Annotated in this window: 19 protein-coding genes; 14 read left to right on the top strand and 5 right to left on the bottom strand. The window is 34.4% G+C overall.

The annotated features are described in order from the left end of the window. Positions 1–96: 96 nt before the first annotated feature. Together HS129_01765 and HS129_01770 are read left to right on the top strand one after the other, a co-directional pair. On the top strand, positions 97–1,083 hold the full coding sequence (locus HS129_01765) for a M23 family metallopeptidase (GenBank protein ID MBE7410782.1): 987 nt from the start codon (positions 97–99) through the stop codon (positions 1,081–1,083). Positions 1,084–1,139: 56 nt separating this feature from the next. Then, positions 1,140–2,063, top strand: a complete 924-nt coding sequence (locus HS129_01770; GenBank protein ID MBE7410783.1) for a prolipoprotein diacylglyceryl transferase — start codon at positions 1,140–1,142, stop codon at positions 2,061–2,063. Positions 2,064–2,462: 399 nt separating this feature from the next. On the opposite strand, the gene HS129_01775 is transcribed toward HS129_01770, so the two are convergent. Further along, positions 2,463–2,975 (bottom strand): acyl-CoA thioesterase, encoded by a 513-nt coding sequence (locus tag HS129_01775; GenBank protein ID MBE7410784.1) that lies wholly within the window; start codon positions 2,973–2,975, stop codon positions 2,463–2,465. Between the two features lie 133 nt (positions 2,976–3,108). Between HS129_01775 and HS129_01780 the strand changes: the two genes are divergently transcribed. After that, complete coding sequence (locus HS129_01780) at positions 3,109–4,059, top strand: septal ring lytic transglycosylase RlpA family protein (GenBank protein MBE7410785.1); 951 nt, start codon at positions 3,109–3,111, stop codon at positions 4,057–4,059. Positions 4,060–4,130: 71 nt separating this feature from the next. Here HS129_01780 and HS129_01785 read toward each other — a convergent pair whose 3' ends face one another. Beyond that, positions 4,131–4,487, bottom strand: coding sequence for a DMT family protein (locus HS129_01785; GenBank protein ID MBE7410786.1), 357 nt, complete (start codon positions 4,485–4,487; stop codon positions 4,131–4,133). 222 nt (positions 4,488–4,709) lie between these two features. On the opposite strand from HS129_01785, the gene HS129_01790 reads away from it, so the two are divergent. The 6 genes from HS129_01790 (at position 4,710) to HS129_01815 (ending at position 9,625) form a co-directional block, all read left to right on the top strand. After that, a complete protein-coding gene (locus HS129_01790) occupies positions 4,710–5,078 on the top strand; it encodes a sulfite exporter TauE/SafE family protein (GenBank protein ID MBE7410787.1) in 369 nt (122 codons plus the stop codon). A gap of 36 nt (positions 5,079–5,114) precedes the next feature. Then, entirely contained in the window at positions 5,115–5,849 is a 735-nt protein-coding gene (locus tag HS129_01795) for a thioredoxin fold domain-containing protein (GenBank protein MBE7410788.1), read from the top strand. Between the two features lie 172 nt (positions 5,850–6,021). Next, the gene (locus HS129_01800; GenBank protein ID MBE7410789.1) at positions 6,022–7,725 is read left to right on the top strand and encodes a hypothetical protein; all 1,704 of its coding nucleotides are present in this window, start codon (positions 6,022–6,024) and stop codon (positions 7,723–7,725) included. A gap of 22 nt (positions 7,726–7,747) precedes the next feature. After that, positions 7,748–8,296: a hypothetical protein gene (locus HS129_01805; GenBank protein ID MBE7410790.1), complete on the top strand. Its 549-nt coding sequence runs from the start codon at positions 7,748–7,750 to the stop codon at positions 8,294–8,296. A 435-nt stretch (positions 8,297–8,731) separates the two neighbouring features. Next, complete coding sequence (locus tag HS129_01810; protein ID MBE7410791.1) at positions 8,732–8,962, top strand: DUF1564 family protein; 231 nt, start codon at positions 8,732–8,734, stop codon at positions 8,960–8,962. Positions 8,963–9,310: 348 nt separating this feature from the next. Next, complete coding sequence (locus HS129_01815) at positions 9,311–9,625, top strand: hypothetical protein (GenBank protein ID MBE7410792.1); 315 nt, start codon at positions 9,311–9,313, stop codon at positions 9,623–9,625. A gap of 6 nt (positions 9,626–9,631) precedes the next feature. Here the strand turns inward: HS129_01815 and nadB are convergent, their stop codons facing one another. Further along, positions 9,632–11,227: an L-aspartate oxidase gene (nadB, locus tag HS129_01820; GenBank protein MBE7410793.1), complete on the bottom strand. Its 1,596-nt coding sequence runs from the start codon at positions 11,225–11,227 to the stop codon at positions 9,632–9,634. Positions 11,228–11,240: 13 nt separating this feature from the next. Further along, on the bottom strand, positions 11,241–13,055 hold the full coding sequence (locus tag HS129_01825) for a S41 family peptidase (GenBank protein ID MBE7410794.1): 1,815 nt from the start codon (positions 13,053–13,055) through the stop codon (positions 11,241–11,243). Between the two features lie 134 nt (positions 13,056–13,189). Here HS129_01825 and HS129_01830 point away from each other — a divergent pair, with 134 nt between their 5' ends. Continuing rightward, the gene (locus HS129_01830) at positions 13,190–14,107 is read left to right on the top strand and encodes a hypothetical protein (GenBank protein ID MBE7410795.1); all 918 of its coding nucleotides are present in this window, start codon (positions 13,190–13,192) and stop codon (positions 14,105–14,107) included. Here HS129_01830 and HS129_01835 read toward each other — a convergent pair. Continuing rightward, a complete protein-coding gene (locus HS129_01835) occupies positions 14,082–14,837 on the bottom strand; it encodes a pyridoxine 5'-phosphate synthase (GenBank protein ID MBE7410796.1) in 756 nt (251 codons plus the stop codon). The genes HS129_01830 and HS129_01835 overlap by 26 nt on opposite strands. Positions 14,838–15,059: 222 nt before the next feature. On the opposite strand from HS129_01835, the gene HS129_01840 reads away from it, so the two are divergent. Genes HS129_01840 through HS129_01855 form a run of 4 tightly spaced genes read left to right on the top strand, consistent with a single transcriptional unit; the run spans position 15,060 to position 17,494 of the window. Beyond that, entirely contained in the window at positions 15,060–15,446 is a 387-nt protein-coding gene (locus tag HS129_01840) for a TIGR02300 family protein (GenBank protein MBE7410797.1), read from the top strand. Then, on the top strand, positions 15,443–16,381 hold the full coding sequence (gene miaA, locus HS129_01845) for a tRNA (adenosine(37)-N6)-dimethylallyltransferase MiaA (GenBank protein ID MBE7410798.1): 939 nt from the start codon (positions 15,443–15,445) through the stop codon (positions 16,379–16,381). The genes HS129_01840 and miaA overlap by 4 nt, the downstream gene beginning before the upstream one ends. After that, positions 16,345–16,590 (top strand): RNA chaperone Hfq, encoded by a 246-nt coding sequence (gene hfq, locus HS129_01850; GenBank protein MBE7410799.1) that lies wholly within the window; start codon positions 16,345–16,347, stop codon positions 16,588–16,590. Before miaA ends, hfq begins: the two co-directional genes overlap by 37 nt. Before the next feature lie 10 nt (positions 16,591–16,600). After that, the gene (locus tag HS129_01855; protein MBE7410800.1) at positions 16,601–17,494 is read left to right on the top strand and encodes a hypothetical protein; all 894 of its coding nucleotides are present in this window, start codon (positions 16,601–16,603) and stop codon (positions 17,492–17,494) included. Positions 17,495–17,521 lie beyond the last annotated feature (27 nt).

Below are 17,521 nucleotides of genomic sequence, written 5' to 3' on the forward strand. Positions count from 1 at the left end.
TATAGTAAATTAAGCGTTGGAGGCAAGCAAAATTTAATCTTTTAAACAAAAGATTCGATTTTTCTATACACTGTATTGTCCGAAAAGGAATTTCAAATACACTTGAGTTATTCTGAGCGTTTTTTGCTTTTTCAGAGGCAATTTCGTAAAAATTTCATCAAATTTATACAAAAAGGTCATATTAAAATATCTTTATTGTTCGTCCCTCATAGCGAAAAGAACATCATCAAAATCGAAATTTCTTATTTTACGGTATTTTTCATATTCTTTTTGGCTATAGCATTATCTGTTGTAAGCATATTTTTAACCATTAAGTTTAACTTTTTGGATAAGGCAGAGTTGCACCAAGAGGAAGTCAATCAGAATAAAAACCAGTTCTTGCTTTATTACATGATGGCAGAAGAGTTAGAATCTACTTTGAGTAAGCTGTCCACAAATTCTCACGACCTAAATCAGTTGGCTTGGGAGCAATACCAAAAAGATTCTGTGTTAGAAAATGACTGGATCGAAGCTGAAAGGAAGATTTCATCCGAAATAGAAGAGTCTGATTCCAATATGAATCTTTACAGAGAATCTGTAAAAAAAATTTCCATAATAGAGAATAAGTTGAGAAAATTAGTTCCCGTATTCCAGAACGCTATGGAGTATTTGGATACAAGAGAAAGTATTTTTCAGTCCATGCCGAGAGGAAGACCTCTTCAACCGGGAGTAGGTAGAGTTACTTCTTCTTTTGGAGACAGATTTGATCCATTTGGTTTTGGTGAGGGGGAATACCACAATGGAATCGACCTAGCGTCCGGAGAAAAAACTCCGATTTACGCAACAGCCCCCGGAATCGTAGAGTCTGAAGAATCAGAGGGAGGACTCGGTAAGAGTGTTAGGATTAATCACGAAAACGGGTTTTACACTCTATACGGGCATTGCTCGGCTATTCTTGTTACTAAAGGAATGCAGGTGCAGAGGGGAGATAAAATAGCTCTCGTGGGTGCAACAGGGAAGGCTACCGGAAATCACTTACACTATGAAGTTCATATCGGTATGGATCCACCTTTGGATCCTGTAGAATTTATTAATATGGATTAAGATTCTTTAAGAAAAAATCCCTTGATTGCAAAAGATAAATTGAGGCACTAGTAATTATGATAGATAGAATTCCAATTCCAAACCCTTTCGGCTGGGAGGGTCCATCCTCTTTTAGTATTTTAATGATGCTCGCTTTTTTAGCAGCTTCCTATTTACTTCCGAGGGAGCTAAAAAGAAGGGGGCTTGTTCCTGAAGCATCCGACTGGATTATTTTCCTTGCTATTTTTGGAACTCTTATAGGTACAAAAGTATTTTTTATTTTTGAAATCTGGGATCAAATATTTGTAGAGCTACCCGGATTTGACGGTAAGTATCTATATCCTCTTACTCATTGGAATGGTTTTCCAGGACAACCGGGACTTTGGAATTCTCTTTTTTCCGGAGGAGGACTTGTATTCTACGGTGGATTTTTAACCGCAATCCTGTTCATTCTATTGTACTTTCGAAAAAATAATATGGACTATGGGAATTATTTTGATGCAATGATTCCATCTATGGCGATTGGGTATGCGATAGGGAGATTGGGTTGTTTTGTTTCTGGTGATGGTTGTTATGGTTTTCAAACAGACTCTCGGATTCCATTACTTGTTTTTGAATTCCACGGCGCTCATCCATCCGGAGTTCCTGTTTGGAATACTCCAATCATCGAAGCCTTTGTTTCTTTTCTGTATTTTGTGTATTTTCAGTATTACGCAAAATTTCAGAATTTCAAAAAATGGGGGTTGTTTTCTCAATACTTGATTTTCCATGGAATTGCAAGACTTTTAATAGAATTCATGCGTGTGAATAAGGCAGTCATTCCTTTTATAAAACCACCCGAGTTAGTCAATATTCCTGATGCTTCAGGAAACCCGGCATTTTTAAAAGGATACTACTGGCATGGATTTTCTCAAAGTCAATATATTTCTATTGCACTGATTTTGGTGGGAGCTTTTGCAATCATAAAATTTAAATTATATGAAAAAGAAAAATCGGCTTGAGATATTTTAAAATTATTACACATCAAAAAAAAGTTTTTGTGTAACTTGCTTTTTCCCGACTGGATCGATTTTTTGAAAGATTACTATAAATGGCGTACCTGCAAAAAGTCGTTTTTTGAAAAAGCAATTGTTCAAAAAGCCAATAAAAGTGCCATTTTCTAGCGTTGTAAAAAGCCCTGAAAGGGGTTTTTGTAGTAGCGTCATAAATTTATTTGAAGATTGACTTTTTACGGGACACTTGCATATAGGGTTATGATGCTAAAAATTTTACGATATATTTTTATTTGTTTTCTATTTATTCTTTTCGTAAACGCGACTTGTCACAGGGGAAGAAACAGGGATTGTCCCCCCGGCCATAGAAAGCAAGGACTTTGTATCCAAACCGAAATAAACAATCCTTTATCTCCAGCTTAGCCTTACATCTTTTTTATCCGGGTTTTTTTCAAAAAAATCTGGTTCTGGAATAAGGAGTGCTTCTTTGAGCGTAGATGGAACTTCTATAACTTTTTTTTCTGCAAGGTGCACACAAACAAGTCTCATCTGAGCCTGAAATATTGTGTCTGGAATTTGAAAAATATTTATTTCCTTATCCGATAAATTTATTTTTGGATAGGACTTGGTTATGGATTGATAAATTTTTATACTGCTTTTCTTGCAGGCTGTAAAATGGGTGACTACGTACAATTTTTCTTCTAAAAATGCGGGTTTTAAATATTTAGAAATTATTTCAGCAACTACAAATACGAAGCCTTCACTCATAAATTTTCCGAAACTATAATCTGAGTCTATTAACCCTTGAGAACGACCTCTTTCTAAATATTTTAAATAATTCGGGTGATGAACACCTCCACCCGCATCAATATCTTCAAACGCAACTACCAAAGGGTAGATGTAAACTCTATCAAATTTCATTTTTCTAAATCCTTTTTAGTTTTTTTGACAACTTTTTTTATGATTATCTTCATTTTCTCTATAAAAAAATCCAAATCAATATTTTAAAATCTGCCGAAATTAGAAACAAGATAAACTGTGTCAGGGGAAAAAAATGGCAAAATATATTATATTCTTAGTTTTACTTTTGGAAACTTTTTGCAGTACTACAGAATCTAGTCGCAAAATCAGTGCATCCGGAGATCCGGATGATATTTTCTTTGAGAAAGATTCTTCCAAGCCTCAAAAGAAGGAAAGGTCTTTTCGGGACGGAGACGAATCTTCTACTCGATCTATTCAAAATGAATTGGATGAGCCAAACTTGATGGCGAATAATGATTCAAAAGAAATTCCGCAAAAGAAAGATACCGGGAAATTTGACGAGATTGGGATGTCTTCGTGGTATGGAAAACAATTTCATGGGAAAAAGACTGCATCCGGAGAAAGCTACGATAGGTTTAAGTTGACCGCTGCACACAAAACTCTCCCTTTAGGCTCTGTTGTAAGAGTGAGGAATTTAGAAAACGATAAAGAAGCAGTAGTCACTATTAATGATAGAGGACCGTTTGTAGAAGGAAGGATTATAGATGTGTCTGAAAAAGCAGCTGAAATATTGAATATGAAAGATTCAGGAGTTGCCAAAGTAGGAATCACACTTGTAAAAAAAGGTGAAGAGAAAAGTGAAGACTCTCTGCAAAAAGATGAAGATTCGGAAGATATAGATGACTCGTCTTCAGGCTCTTTGGACGACGAAGAAGAAGAGGTTGTCGAGGATTCCAATGAGAGGCCTTATAAATTAAAAACCGATAAATCACCTAAGAGAAAAGTTGCAACAAAACAAAGCCCAAGAGGTTACACTGTACAAGTTGGTGTGTTTAAAGAAAAAAATCGGGCGATGAAATTTCAGGAATCTTTAAAAGGAGACTACAAACAAAAAGTGTACATGTATCCAAGACAAGGAAGTTTCATTGTACAAATCGGAGATTTCCCAAACAGAGAAAAAGCTGAAAGCCTAAGAAATCAGTTAAAAGAAAATGGGATACCGGCTTTTATTCCAAAAAAATAATTTTCTGAAAACCTGATGCTAAAAAATTCATTGGCAGAAATTCTGCCGATGAATTTTTCAAGGTGAAAAATTTAACCTGAAATTCCCTTGTCTTTGAAAATAAAAAATACAGCTCCTACCATGCAAAGCGCTGCCCATAGATAATCCAAAGAAAGTTTTTCCTTCATGTAAAATATTGCAAACGGAAAAAAAATAGTTAGCGTAATCACTTCTTGAATGATCTTTAGTTGTGCAAGATTCATAACACTGTGTCCGATTCTGTTTGCAGGGACTTGCAAGAGGTATTCAAAAAATGCGATTCCCCAACTTGCAAACACAGCAATGAGCCAGTGTTTATCGGAAAGGCCTTTCAAATGGCCGTACCAAGCAAAAGTCATAAAAATATTACTACAGCACAATAGTAAAATTGTAGATAGAGATGGATTCATATATTGTTTACTCTTTTGTTCCAATAATTTTATCGGTATTTTAAAATCAAATTAGAATTACCGTAATTTTCACAAGGGGAACGATAGACGAATCGAACTGCAAATAAAAAAACCTTGAAAGTGGAAGTCAGTAACCATGAAAATGGATTTTAGCGAACTGATGATTTTTTGGGAAAGAATCGTTTTGTTTAAAAATTTTAGAAACAGGAAAAGAAAGTGAATATGAATGTTCAAATTTTTGTTGTATTAGTTGTTATCGGAATGATTACAGGTGTCATGGGAGGATTACTCGGAATTGGTGGAGCTTTGATCTTAATTCCCTCATTAGTATTTTTTTTAGGTTTGAACCAACAAGAAGCGATAGGGACAAGTCTTGCAGTATTATTGCCACCCATCGGAATATTTGCAGCATACAATTATTATAAAGCAGGGTACGTAAAAATAAATTATGCGATGGTACTTGCAGTTACCTTTATGATTGGAAGTTATCTCTCTTCTAAGTTTGCAATTGGAATACCGGAGAGTATAATTAGAAAAATTTTTAGTGTCTTATTGATTGTTATTTCTCTAAAAATCTTCTTCTCGAAATAGACTGTAGGGAAAATATTGCAAATAAGGGTGACAATTATGAAAATAACAACATTCTCTATAGCTGTATTATTTTTTTTGAATAATTGCAGTGAAGCTAAAAATCAAAATGCAATGAATTTGATACACAACGTGAATGCAATAGAGTTTAATAATCTTATTCAGTTGGACAATGGGATTGTTTTGGATGTCAGAACTCCGGAAGAAGTTGCTCAAGGAAAAATCAGAAATGCAAGTGTCGTGAACTTTTATGATAAGGACTTCGAGAAAAAAATTAATTTAATTCAAAAAGACAAACCGATTTATATCTATTGCAGATCGGGAAGTAGAAGTTTGAATGCGTCAAAGATTTTGGAGAAGAATGGGTTTACTAAAATTTACAACCTAAGCGGTGGGATTTCAAGCTGGGTGGGTAATGGTTTTTCAGTGGAGAAACCGACACAAATCCAAGACGACAAAATACAAGAGATGTCACTTGCCGAATTTAATAAAATTATCGAAACAAAAAAATCTGTACTCGTTGACTTTCATACTAAATGGTGTTCTCCCTGCATTCAAATGGCACCTATCGTAGATGAAGTTTCAAAAGAATACCAAAAGAATTTGACTGTAATTAGAATCGACATTGATAAGAGCAAAGAACTTGAAGAGGCATACAATATTCAAGGAGTTCCTGTATTTTATATTTTTCGGAATAGAAAAAAAGAATGGGATCATAGCGGACTTATCTCTAAAAAGAATTTAATCGCAGCAATTGAACGAGTCACTAAATAATTATTTTTTAAATCTCAAAGAAAGAGAATATTCACTTAGAAAAAATATTTAACGGTAAATATATTTGTCGGGGCTTTCTATTTTTTACACTACTGTAATTTACTTGTAATCTGATTGTATTCTAATTAAGTCATCGTAGGAATATAAAAATCATAAATAAGGGATTACGAATATGATATTAAACAGGAATTCAAGGAATTTTTTTGTAATTCTAATACTTTTTATTTTTCCGGTAATTAAAATTTTAGGACAAACAAAGCTGATAGATACGAAAGAAGAGAAAAAAGGAAATCTTCCAAAAAATAGTTTAGAGATTTATGAAGACACAGAAACCGGTCAAGTATTTACAAAGCCGGGCACAAATCGGAAAAAAATACGCATTATCTCTGATTCAGAAATTGAAAAGATAGAGCCATTCCCGAATACTTTAGTCAATCGCCCGTCCAATTTAAAAAATGAAAAACTGACAATTGTGGGAAGACTTCAAGTACACGGAGTCTCAGGGCAAATTCAATCTGCTTACAACAATGGTCACAGGGATTTTAATTCAGTGGATTGGTCGATTAGAAGAGCAAGGTTGGGCTTTATGTATGCGGGTGATAAGTGGTGGGGAACTACTATAAACCTCAGGTTAGAAAATGCTTTCGCATCGCCTTATTTGACCCCGGGCAGCACAACCTCTGTCTGTGCCGACTCTACATGCTCTACAAAAGCAAACGCACTCACAAGTCAGCCAAGTTTAAAAGATGCGAGAGGGCTTATACAAAATGCTTTTATTTATGTAAACCTTCCTTTTCATATCAGGGTAAGTGTTGGTATGATTAATCTACAATTCAATCGAGAGATGCTCATGTCGTCTTCTAATTTTATTGCATTAGAAAGAACCTTGATCGCAAATGCTTTGCCTCTTTTTGATAATGGGATTTCGTTTCAGTGGATGCCTCTTGCAGATATTCTTGGCAAAAAATATGAAAGATATTTGACCTTGTCGGGAATGATTTCTGATGGGCATGGAGGAGGAGGAAATAATGGATTTGGTAGAAGAATTGACACAACGTATTCCAGAAGTGGAACCGTTCCGGTAATTATTTCTCCATTATATACAGGTAGAATTCAATACAATGTATTTGGTGGACTGATTAATGAAAATGGAAAAGACCTTGGCTGGCAGGAAGGAGAAGAGATTTTTCAAAGTGAGATGAAATGGTCTATAGGTGCTGCTATTACAGAAACAAAAAACTACAAGGTGATAGGTTCAAATTTCCCAATAGAAGCTCAGCCAAGAAATATGGAGACATTGCAACTAACGTCCTATCAGGCAAGCCCGGTGGGCGGGACTACGCCAACTTCATCAGCTAACAGTGCTCTTCTAAACACATCTGTTGACTTCACATCTCAGAATACAAAATCCGGTGCAAACTTAGCGAGAGCCAATATGGGTCTTGTTGCACATAATTATGACACTACTTTTACTTATAAACACTTCTATCTAAACGGTGCTATATCCTATTTCTCAGGTGCAGCTTCCAATAATATTAGAAGTCATCATATAACAGTTGGTTACAATATTCCTGTGCTTGGGAAATGGATTATGCCTGTAGCGAGATACGATTTTTTAAAAGCAGATTTTAATAGAGATGGAAATTATTCTCAAAATGAAATATTCAAACTGTATTGGGTTGGTTTAAATTTTTTTGGAGATAGACATTTATTTAAAGCACAATTATTTTTTAATGTAATCAAGGACGAATTGGGCACAAACGCATATAGACAAAGTTATGATTTGAATAACAACCAAATTTTTTTCCAATTGCAGGGAACTTTTTGGACAGGAGTTACTCCACCGGATAAATTAGAAACGAGAGTAGAAAGATGAAAAAATTTCAAGGAAACCTAATATGAAAAACTATATTCAAAATATTTTTATTTGCACAATCCTTGCTTTGGTTACCAATTGTGCGTACATTCAATCGAACAAAGAAGATTCGAGAGGAGCATTGATTTTTTCTATTTTGCAGAACTCTCAAACTAATTTAACAGAGACTTTAAGATCGGTGGTGTATATTGCTAAAGTAGATCCTGCAACATTTCAAGGGAAATGTGTTGATTCATTTTATGGAGCCATGACGGCTACCAATTACTACGACTTAAATTATAAAGCTCTCATGGATTCTGTTTCTACAAATCGAGCTTCCGCAGTGGCTAAGGCTTATGCGACATCAAGTAGTTGTAACCATCTTGGATTTTCTGGACTTGGGGCAGAACAAGCAACAGACAATAGTGTAAAATTTAAAGCATATTTTTGCGATGCTTCATATTCTGCTTGTTCTGACAATGCGATTGCAGGAAAAATAAACGGGTCATCTATTATCGGTAAAGGCTCTGATGGTGTGACAAGAGGCCTTGCTTTTGACTGCTCTTCTAGACCAAACGGATTTTGCTTATAAATTGGTGGGTTAGTGTAGTTGAATAATGTGGAGATCCAATTCAGAGGACTGAAAGACTGAGGTCTGAAGGCTGGAATTGTGGAGTTGGAAATCTTTGTCTAATAGGTTTATCTTTTAGGATGAAATTTTGAGCTTTAGTAGAGTTTTTGAAATTTCGCGTTTAGTGCAGATTTTATACTTTTCGTGTAAAAATGTGGGATCTCCACTCTTTTCAGTAAAGTGCATGTTTTATACCAATTGTGAACCTTTTATGCAAAAATATGGGAACTCCACTTTTTTGGGGGATTAAAAAAAATTACACCTTTAGTGCAAATTTAGGACTTTTTATGTAAAACTGAAGAAAAAATTCTAAAAAACGATAAAATTTTTTTTTTTAAAGCAAACTTTTTTTACCTTATAAATGAGAGCAGAAAAATTTACTTTAAGGAGAAATTTATGAACCCACAAAAATATGCAGAAACCCAATCGAGCTTGCTTGTTCCAGCAAAATATATGGACGAGTTCAATAGAAGAACAACGGGTTTTTCGAGACGAAAATATTTACACGCATTGCTGAACAGATACAGAAATGTGATTCTTTGGGGTACTTTTGAGAAAATGGATAGAGTAAAGAAAGCGTATCAAGAAGTCGGACAAAATTTGCAAAAGAAGAATTTGAATAAATAACTGGATTGAGCTTGGCATTCTTGCAGACTGGCTTGGCACCACAAAGACAGCTCTTTTTACTCTTTTGTTAGTGCTTGACCTTGCCGAATGGGACATAATTCTCCCCACCAGATTCTTCGAGAATGGAGTTCCACCCGGTAACCACGATTGCGGGGAGCTTACCTCTCAAAGAGAAAACAACCCGCTACAACAGACTAAAACGACAAAAACCCGACGAAAAAGAAAGAAAAAACCCGACTTAACTCAAAAAGATAAAATTTTAATTTCATATTAGAATGATTCTAATTTTATAGACAAGAAAATGATTTCTATAAAACTGGAATTATCAATTCATTATAGAGGTATAAGATGAAATTATTTTGTAAATATTTGTTAATTTTTACTTTTATTTCTCTAACCGTATCGCTTTCTTCAGAAGAAACATCAAAAGTTTGCTTGCCTGTTGAAAATAGTCAAAAATATTTAGTTAAAAGAAGAGATCACAAGAAAACCAATATACAAAATTTGAAAAATACATTAGAGTTAAAAAATGCAGTCTATGTACAAAAAAACAAAAATCAATCTGGTGTGAATCAAGAAATCTGTGATAGAAAAAAATCTACAAAATTGCTTAAAGAAGATTTTCTAAAAAATATTAAGTTAGAAGAAATTCCTAAAGTATAAAATTTTTTAACTTGATCGAAGGATTGTATCATTTCTGGAAGGCTCTCTGGTTTCAGGATAGTCTGTTGTAAAATGAAGTCCTCTACTTTCTTTTCTGAGGATTGCAGATCGAATAGTGAGATCGGCTATTTGCAAAATATTTCGGAGTTCCAACAAGGAATTTGTAATAATTGTCCTATTGTAATAATCTCTTACTTCTTCAAAAATCAACTCTATTCTTCTTTTTGCTCTTTCTAAACGAAGATTACTTCTAACTATCCCAACATAATTACTCATAATAGTTTTTACTTCGTGAAGGTTATGCGAAATAAGAACCCATTCTTCTGTATTAATCATACCTTCTTTATTCCATTCAGGCACTTCATTAGCTTCTTGTAAAAATACAGTTTTTTCTTTTTCTATATCCATTGCAATCCGATTAGAAAAAACGAGTCCTTCCAATAAACTATTAGATGCCAAACGATTTCCGCCATGCACGCCTGTGCACGCTGCCTCACCGGAAGAGTATAAATTTAGAATATTTGTCTTGCCCCATACATCGGTTTCAATCCCTCCACACATATAATGAGCTGCGGGTACTACCGGTATCGGAGTTTCGGTAATATCAATCCCAAGCGACTTACATTTTTCATAAATCGAAGGAAAGTATTTTATAATTTCTGGTTTAATCAAATGAGTTACATCTAAGAGAACATGAGTCTCTCCTCTTTTTTTCAACTCGTTATCAATTGCTCTAGCAACAATATCTCGTGGTGCTAAATCTCCCATCTCGTGGTATTCTTTCATAAACGCTTCACCATTCAAACGTCGAAGGATTCCCCCTTTCCCTCTGACCGCCTCAGAAATTAAAAATGAGTTTCCGTTTTCGTGGTAGAGTGAAGTCGGGTGGAACTGATAGAATTCCATATTTTTTATAATTGCACCTGCTCTAAACGCACAGGCAACTCCATCACCTGTCGCAATCTCCGGATTGGTTGTATGAAGATACACTTGTCCGGCACCTCCCGTGCAGATAATTGTTTTTTTTGCAAGAAGGGGAAATATTTCACCTTTCCTGATTTGTAAAATATAAGCTCCATAGCATATATTAGTTTTATTTTTATTTTTCTTTATATGATGTGGGGTGATTAAGTCAACACAGGTATGGTATTCTAAGATTTTAATATTTCCATTTGCTTTCACTGCCGATAGCAAGCTATTTTCTACTTCTCTTCCTGTTCTATCGTATGCGTGAACAATTCTTTTGTGTCTGTGTCCACCTTCCAGTCCTAGATCTAAATTCCCATCAATGTCCCTATTAAACGGCACTCCAAGAGTGATTAATTCTTCTACTGATTTTGGTCCTTCTTCAACTAATATACGAGTGGCTTCCAAATCACAAAGCCCAGCACCTGCCTCTAAGGTATCTTTCAGATGACTTTCTTTATTATCAGTCTTGGCGAATACAGATGCGATCCCACCTTGTGCATAATTTGTGTTTGATTCAAAATCAGATTTTTTAGTGACAATAGTGACCTCACCGAATTTTGCGAGCTTTAACGCACAAAATAATCCGGCAAGACCACTACCGATTATTAAAAAATCTGTTTTCTTTTTATGCAATTCAAAGCACCGATTATTTCACAGCAATAAGTGCCTCAATGTAATCCAAGGAACGAATCAATTGATAGTCCGGCTTTATAGGATCGTTTTTATGCTTTTGTAAAAAACTCTCAGACATACCTTTTTTCTTTACCCAGTCTTTCAGTTTCTCTAAATTAAAATATGTTTTATGTTTTTTGTCAGATTCAATTTTTGGAAGGTGAGCCCACATATTCTCTTCTCTATACTGAAAAGGGAAACTCCCATCTTCTTCTGCGGACACTTCAATATCAGGATTTACCCCTACTACTTGAATAGTCATCCCGGAAGGATCGTAGTATCTGGATTGGGTGAGCTTTAAAACAAAATCTCTATTACCCGGAAGAGGATCAATTAACTTTTGCACAGTGGCTTTTCCAAAAGTTCTTTCACCAAGCAGCAATGCCCTTCCGTGGTGTTGCAATGCGCTTGCCACAATTTCACTTGCTGAAGCTGACTTGGCATTAATCAATACTACCATTGGTAGATTTGTGATTTCATTATTCGGTTCTGCTCTTGCCTCTTCAGTGCCTTGATCCCGACCGGTACTTACAATGACTCCCTTAGATAAAAACATATCGCTTATATCAATTGCGAGATCGAGATAGCCACCTGCGTTATTCCTCAAATCTAAAACCAACGCTTTTAGTTTGATATTCTTCTTTGCAGCTTCTTTTTCCAATTCATTATACGCATTTTTTATATCTCTATCGGATGATTCAGTATTTGATTTTACAAAACCGGTTAATTTAATATAGCCAATATGCTCGTGGTCTTTTATTAAATTTTTGGTTACATTTTTCATCTCGATGGTTGCTCTTTCTACTTCTATATTAAACAGCTGAGTCGAGCCTTTTCTTTTCAGAGTAAGCACTACTTTAGTACCTTTTTTCCCTTTGATTCTCTTTACTACTTTATCTAAAGACAATCCTTTCACGGCTTTGCCGTCAACTGCAAGGATAACATCCCCAGATCGAATGCCGGCTTTCACTGCGGGTCTTCCCTCCAAAGGATTTTCTATGATTACCTCGCGAGGTCCTCCTCCACTGAGGATTGCCCCTATACCTTCAAAGGTAGAGTCTTGAATTTTAGCCATTGACTCTTCCCACATTTCTTTTAAAAATACACTTGAGTGAGGATCCAAAGAATTCAAATATCCATTGGCGGCAGCAAGATAAACATCCTTCATTCCAAATTCACTTTTTTTATCGGCTTCTTCATCCACTTCAAACATCGGATCTTTAAATGGGGACTCTCTATATTTTGATATATTGTCTTGAACAAAAGCGATTACACGATCAAAATCTTTTTTGGAAAAATGAATTTGCTCCCAACGAGATGCGAGAATTGATTTTTTAATCTGCTCTCTTTCCATCATTTTCTTCAATTCATCATTTTGAATTTTAGGTTTTGAGCTTTCGGCCTGATACTTTTTTTTACGAAGCTCTTCTACTTTTGTATAATCAGGATTAAATATCACAAATCTGTCGGATGGAGATATTTTAAAAGTTTCTCCCGGAAAAATCTCTTCTACTTCTTCGTATTTCGCTCTATCTTTAAAATAACTTTCAGGGTATAAAAATAAAGCGTGAGGAAGAGACATTAACGCAAATATTGCAGCATCGGTATAGGCACGATCTACATGGATATTTTTCTCGATATATTGTTTTTCAACTGTGCTGACTACTGTCTCAAAATCGCGGGAAGTAAAATCGTAGGAGCGTGGAGATTTCTTTGCTTTTGACTCACAATTAATCGTAAGCGATAAAATCAAAAAAATAGATACGGAAAACAGTTTTAGAAATTTCACAAAAATGCCTCTTTAATAATTCAAATCTTTTGAAAACAAATATATTTCCTTCCCATAGTTATGTCAATAGTCATTTTTCTGCAATTTTTATCTTGACACGAAGAATTTTAAAGTACAATAGAATTACATAAGAAATGAAATACCTTTGTATCTGCTTTATTGTTTTCCTTGCCAATTGTTCTACTGCTCTATTTAGAGAAAAACCCGGAACTCCTGAATATTGGAAATTTTCAGAAAGAGTATTTATAGATTTTTACGGCTCTGAATCAAAAAGAGAAGATGCGTTTTCTGCACTTGAAAAAAAGTGCAATTCTACAAGTAAGTTGGAGGCCCTATCCTGCTACAATTTATCTGTTTTGTATTTTTATTCAAAAAAAATTAATGAATCGTATAAATTTGCAAAAAAGGCTGTCCTGAAAAATCCCAAGGATGAGCTATATCTTGACATGCTAAGGCAAGCTGCCATAGAATTACAGGACACAGAGGCACTTCAGAACGATTACCCCGGAGAAGAAAACGAAATTGCCTCTTCCTTTACAAAACTATCGATCTATTGCAAGAACAATAACGAAAAGTCTGCTCTATTGGAATTTGAGTTTTTAATTTCCAGAGGATATATTACAAAAGAAATTCTGCATTCCCCTCAATACGAAAACTGTCTTTCTAAAGATTCTTTAAAAATGATTTCGCATAACGTAAAAAATGCAAAAATCAACTACAAAAATTTTTTCTTAAAAGAAAAGAAAGATTCTCATGAGTTTAGTCCTGTTTGGGATACGGTTAGCTATCTGGATACAACACAACCCAATTTACGAGAGCCTCCCAAAAAAAATCTTACAAAGCACTGGTTGAATTTTAGAAAAAGTATTTCTTCGGAAGACTACACTACCGCAAAAGAAACATTAAAATTATTTTTTGAAGAAATTCAAAACGGATTAGTGAAAGACAAAAAACATAAACACCTTTATCATTCCATAAACAAGGCAGCAAGGCTTTTGATTGAGCAGGATAAATTTTTTGAGAAATTTAAGAACTTAACGAAAGAGCTTTAAGATAGGCTTTCACAGAATTCTCAATTCCAACGTGCAAGGCGTAAGAAATCAGTCTGTGACCGATAGACACTTCCTCAAGACCGGAAAGATTCCTAAACACCATTAAATTTTTATGATCCAAGTCATGCCCTGCATTAATTCCAAGCCCAAGTTTCATTGCTTCCATAGCTGTTTTTTCAAAAAGAATGAATGCTTCTTTTCCTTTTTCCACACTTTTTTCAAACTGAAAAGCAAAAGGCCCCGTGTACAATTCAATTCTATCTGCTCCAATATCTTTTGCAATGTTTAGATTTTCTGCTCCTGCTTCTACAAATAAAGATACTCTAATATTTTTCTCTTTGATTTTTTGAATGATAGGAGATAGAAATTTAGAGTCTTTTTGTAAATCAAAGCCATGATCAGAGGTGATTTCTCCCGGATGAACAGGAACTAAGGTCGCTTGATCGGGAAGATTTTCAAAAATTATATCTAAAAACCTTTTACTCGGCTCACCTTCAATATTAAATTCTTTTTTTTGAGATATTTTTTGATTGTAAGTGTTTAGAAAATTTTTTAATTCGGATACATCTGTTTTTTTAATATGCCTTTCATCTTCTCGCGGGTGGACAGTGATCCCATAGGCTCCCGAATTCAAAATAATCTCAGAGAATTCTAAAATATCTGGAATATTTCCTCCACGAGAATTTCTGAGAGTTGCTATTTTGTTTACGTTTACACTTAATTTGATCATTTACAATCCAAAATTATTAACTATTTTATTTTGTGCCACTTTTGTTTAAGATTAATTGCTGATTTCAATAATATATCCTTAATTTTCGATTGTGTTTTTATGATAGCATAAAAACTAAAAAGTACAAATTTCCCGTATAAATTCAAGAATTTTCAAAAAATATAAATAAAAGCAATGAAATAGTTGCATAAAAACGGATAAAATGTTTTTAGTCTCTTTTTTATGGTAAAAAAGAAACCCAAACCCAAAACCAAAACACCCATTGTCAAAAAAAAGCCGACAGCTTCTCCTTCTTCTAAAAAGAAATCCAAATCAAGCGGGAAGACTACTTCAAAAGGCTCAGGACTTGGGAAAAAGCATACCTGCTACAATTGTGATACAAAATTTTACGATTTAGGTCATTTACCTCCAACTTGTCCAAAATGTGGTGTAGATCAAACTCAAAAACCGGTTGTAAAAACCAGAAAAGTAACTCCTAAGGTTACAGAGTTTGACGTAGTCGATGAAGATTTAGGTATAAACGAACAAAGCGAAGAAATCGTCGAAGACGCAGACCTTGAAATGGAAGAGGGTGAGACTGAATTAATCGAAGAGGATGAAGGGCACTGAAAAAATCCAATCTCTTTGTTATTTCAGGACCTACTGGTTCAGGAAAGACAGGAATTGTATCAGAATTAAACCCAGAAATCTTTGAAGTAATTTCTTTTGATTCAAGACAAATTTATCAAGAGTTGGATATTGGAACTGCAAAACCAACCCTGAAAGAAAGAGAGTGTATCGAGCATCATTTAGTAGATTTTCTTTCTCCATCAGAAAAAATAAACGCAAATATTTTTGTAGAACTTGCTAATGACTCCTTAAACAAGATTTTGCTAAAAAATAAAATCCCTGTAATTGTATGTGGAACAGGGTTTTATTTAAAAGCATTTTTGTATGGCATGTATCCTGTTCCATCAATCTCTGAAAAAATAAAAAATCAAATAGAAAGTATGGCAAAGAGCGAAAAATGGGATTTACTCAAAGAATTGGATTTTGAGGCTTCAAAAAATCTTTCACAAAACGATGAATATAGAATTATTCGAGCATTAGAAGTGAATCTTTCAGGGGTGAGATGGTCTGAATTAAAAAACACAAGAGAAGAAGGCGTTCTAAATAGAGACGATCTTCAAATAACAGGTTTTTTTTTAGACGAAGATAGACAAACCCTTTACAATAGAATTAATAAACGAGCAGAAGAAATGATTCAAAATGGAATTTTAGATGAAACAAGAAAGGTTCTAAAAAAATATGGAGAAAATTGTCCGGCTTTTAATACTCTTGGATATAATTTTACACTTGAATTTATCAGAGGAAAGTTAGATATAGATAGTTTACGGGAGAATCTAAAAAAATCTCACAGAAATTATGCGAAAAAACAGATTACTTGGTTTAGAAAAGAAAAAATTTTAAAACCGGTTTCTAAAGAGAGCGTATTAGATTATCTAAAAAAATATAAAACAGGTAAAATATGTCAACCAGAAACAATATTCAAGACCATCTACTAAATACTGCAAGAAAAGAAAAAATTGAACTCACAATTTATCTTCTAAACGGAGTCCCATTAAAAGGCAGAGTAGTCAGTTTTGACAATTTTACTTTAGTTTTAGAAAATGACGGCAAACAAAATTTAGTTTACAAGCACGGTATATCTACTATTATTCCAGCAAAACCAATTAAATTACAACCGGAAGAAAATAAAGAAACAATCGGTTAGATTTTGGTTCATGCGATATTATTTTAATTCATTTTTCCGAATATTTTTTGTAACTATTGCAGTTTTTGTACTACACAAATCAGTGTATAGATTGGCATCCGGTGAAACATTGATAGTTCGTACTTCCTCCGGTGTAGTCAAAGAAACAATTACAAAAGAAGGGTTTCACTTTATTCCTGAAAAATTGGTTCCGGGACTCGTTACAACCAGTACTTTAAGAATAAAAAATCGTAGCGTAACAGTTCCAATCCGAAAAGAATTGAGTGGCGGGCTTTTTCCTGAAATGGGAGACGAAGGGTATTTGATTTTAAATTACACGGCTTCCTATTCTATTTCACCGGAAAGTCTGGATGAAATTTTTTCTGAAGCAAACGGAAAAGAAGAGAGTATCTCAAAGATTGCTTCAGAATTTGTACAACAAAAATTCTCAATTTCTTTCAGCGCTTTATACAAAGACCCTACAGAATTGCCCTTATTAAAAAATAGAATTATTGACTATACAGAAAAAAATATACTTACCGATCTTAATGACCCGAAATCCAAATTTAAAGGATTTACTTTTGAAAATGTAAGAATCTCAAAATTAGACTTACCTGACCCAAAGGTGTACTTGAGACTTTTTGCAGGTACCGACTTAGTAATTAGAGCAAGAATCGAAAGAGCCAATGCGAGTATTCGAGGCGAGGGGATTGCGATTGAACAAACCAAAAAAGACGAAGCCTATTTCAAGAGATTAGAAAAAACAGCAGGGTTTTTAAAAAAATATCCTGACTTGAAAGAATTTGCACTCACAGACAGACTTTCGGAAAAAGTTCAAGTAATTGCTCTTCCAAATGAAAAATATATCGGAGAAGCTCTAAAAGACAAAATCAAACCAAAACGAATTCCAAAGGAAATAGAATGATCCCACCAAACGAAAAACCGGTTGTAT

This window comes from Leptospiraceae bacterium, assembly GCA_015075105.1.
Classification (GTDB): domain Bacteria; phylum Spirochaetota; class Leptospiria; order Leptospirales; family Leptospiraceae; genus JABWCC01.

Bases quoted from the DNA above. Each gene is read 5' to 3' on its own strand.
- HS129_01770 (MBE7410783.1), top strand. From the start codon at position 1,140: ATGATAGATAGAATTCCAATTCCAAACCCTTTCGGCTGGGAGGGTCCA.
- HS129_01775 (MBE7410784.1), bottom strand. From the start codon at position 2,975: ATGAAATTTGATAGAGTTTACATCTACCCTTTGGTAGTTGCGTTTGAA.
- HS129_01780 (MBE7410785.1), top strand. From the start codon at position 3,109: ATGGCAAAATATATTATATTCTTAGTTTTACTTTTGGAAACTTTTTGC.
- HS129_01785 (MBE7410786.1), bottom strand. From the start codon at position 4,487: ATGAATCCATCTCTATCTACAATTTTACTATTGTGCTGTAGTAATATT.
- HS129_01790 (MBE7410787.1), top strand. From the start codon at position 4,710: ATGAATGTTCAAATTTTTGTTGTATTAGTTGTTATCGGAATGATTACA.
- HS129_01795 (MBE7410788.1), top strand. From the start codon at position 5,115: ATGAAAATAACAACATTCTCTATAGCTGTATTATTTTTTTTGAATAAT.
- HS129_01800 (MBE7410789.1), top strand. From the start codon at position 6,022: ATGATATTAAACAGGAATTCAAGGAATTTTTTTGTAATTCTAATACTT.
- HS129_01805 (MBE7410790.1), top strand. From the start codon at position 7,748: ATGAAAAACTATATTCAAAATATTTTTATTTGCACAATCCTTGCTTTG.
- HS129_01810 (MBE7410791.1), top strand. From the start codon at position 8,732: ATGAACCCACAAAAATATGCAGAAACCCAATCGAGCTTGCTTGTTCCA.
- HS129_01815 (MBE7410792.1), top strand. From the start codon at position 9,311: ATGAAATTATTTTGTAAATATTTGTTAATTTTTACTTTTATTTCTCTA.
- HS129_01830 (MBE7410795.1), top strand. From the start codon at position 13,190: ATGAAATACCTTTGTATCTGCTTTATTGTTTTCCTTGCCAATTGTTCT.
- HS129_01835 (MBE7410796.1), bottom strand. From the start codon at position 14,837: ATGATCAAATTAAGTGTAAACGTAAACAAAATAGCAACTCTCAGAAAT.
- HS129_01840 (MBE7410797.1), top strand. From the start codon at position 15,060: ATGGTAAAAAAGAAACCCAAACCCAAAACCAAAACACCCATTGTCAAA.
- hfq (MBE7410799.1), top strand. From the start codon at position 16,345: ATGTCAACCAGAAACAATATTCAAGACCATCTACTAAATACTGCAAGA.
- HS129_01855 (MBE7410800.1), top strand. From the start codon at position 16,601: ATGCGATATTATTTTAATTCATTTTTCCGAATATTTTTTGTAACTATT.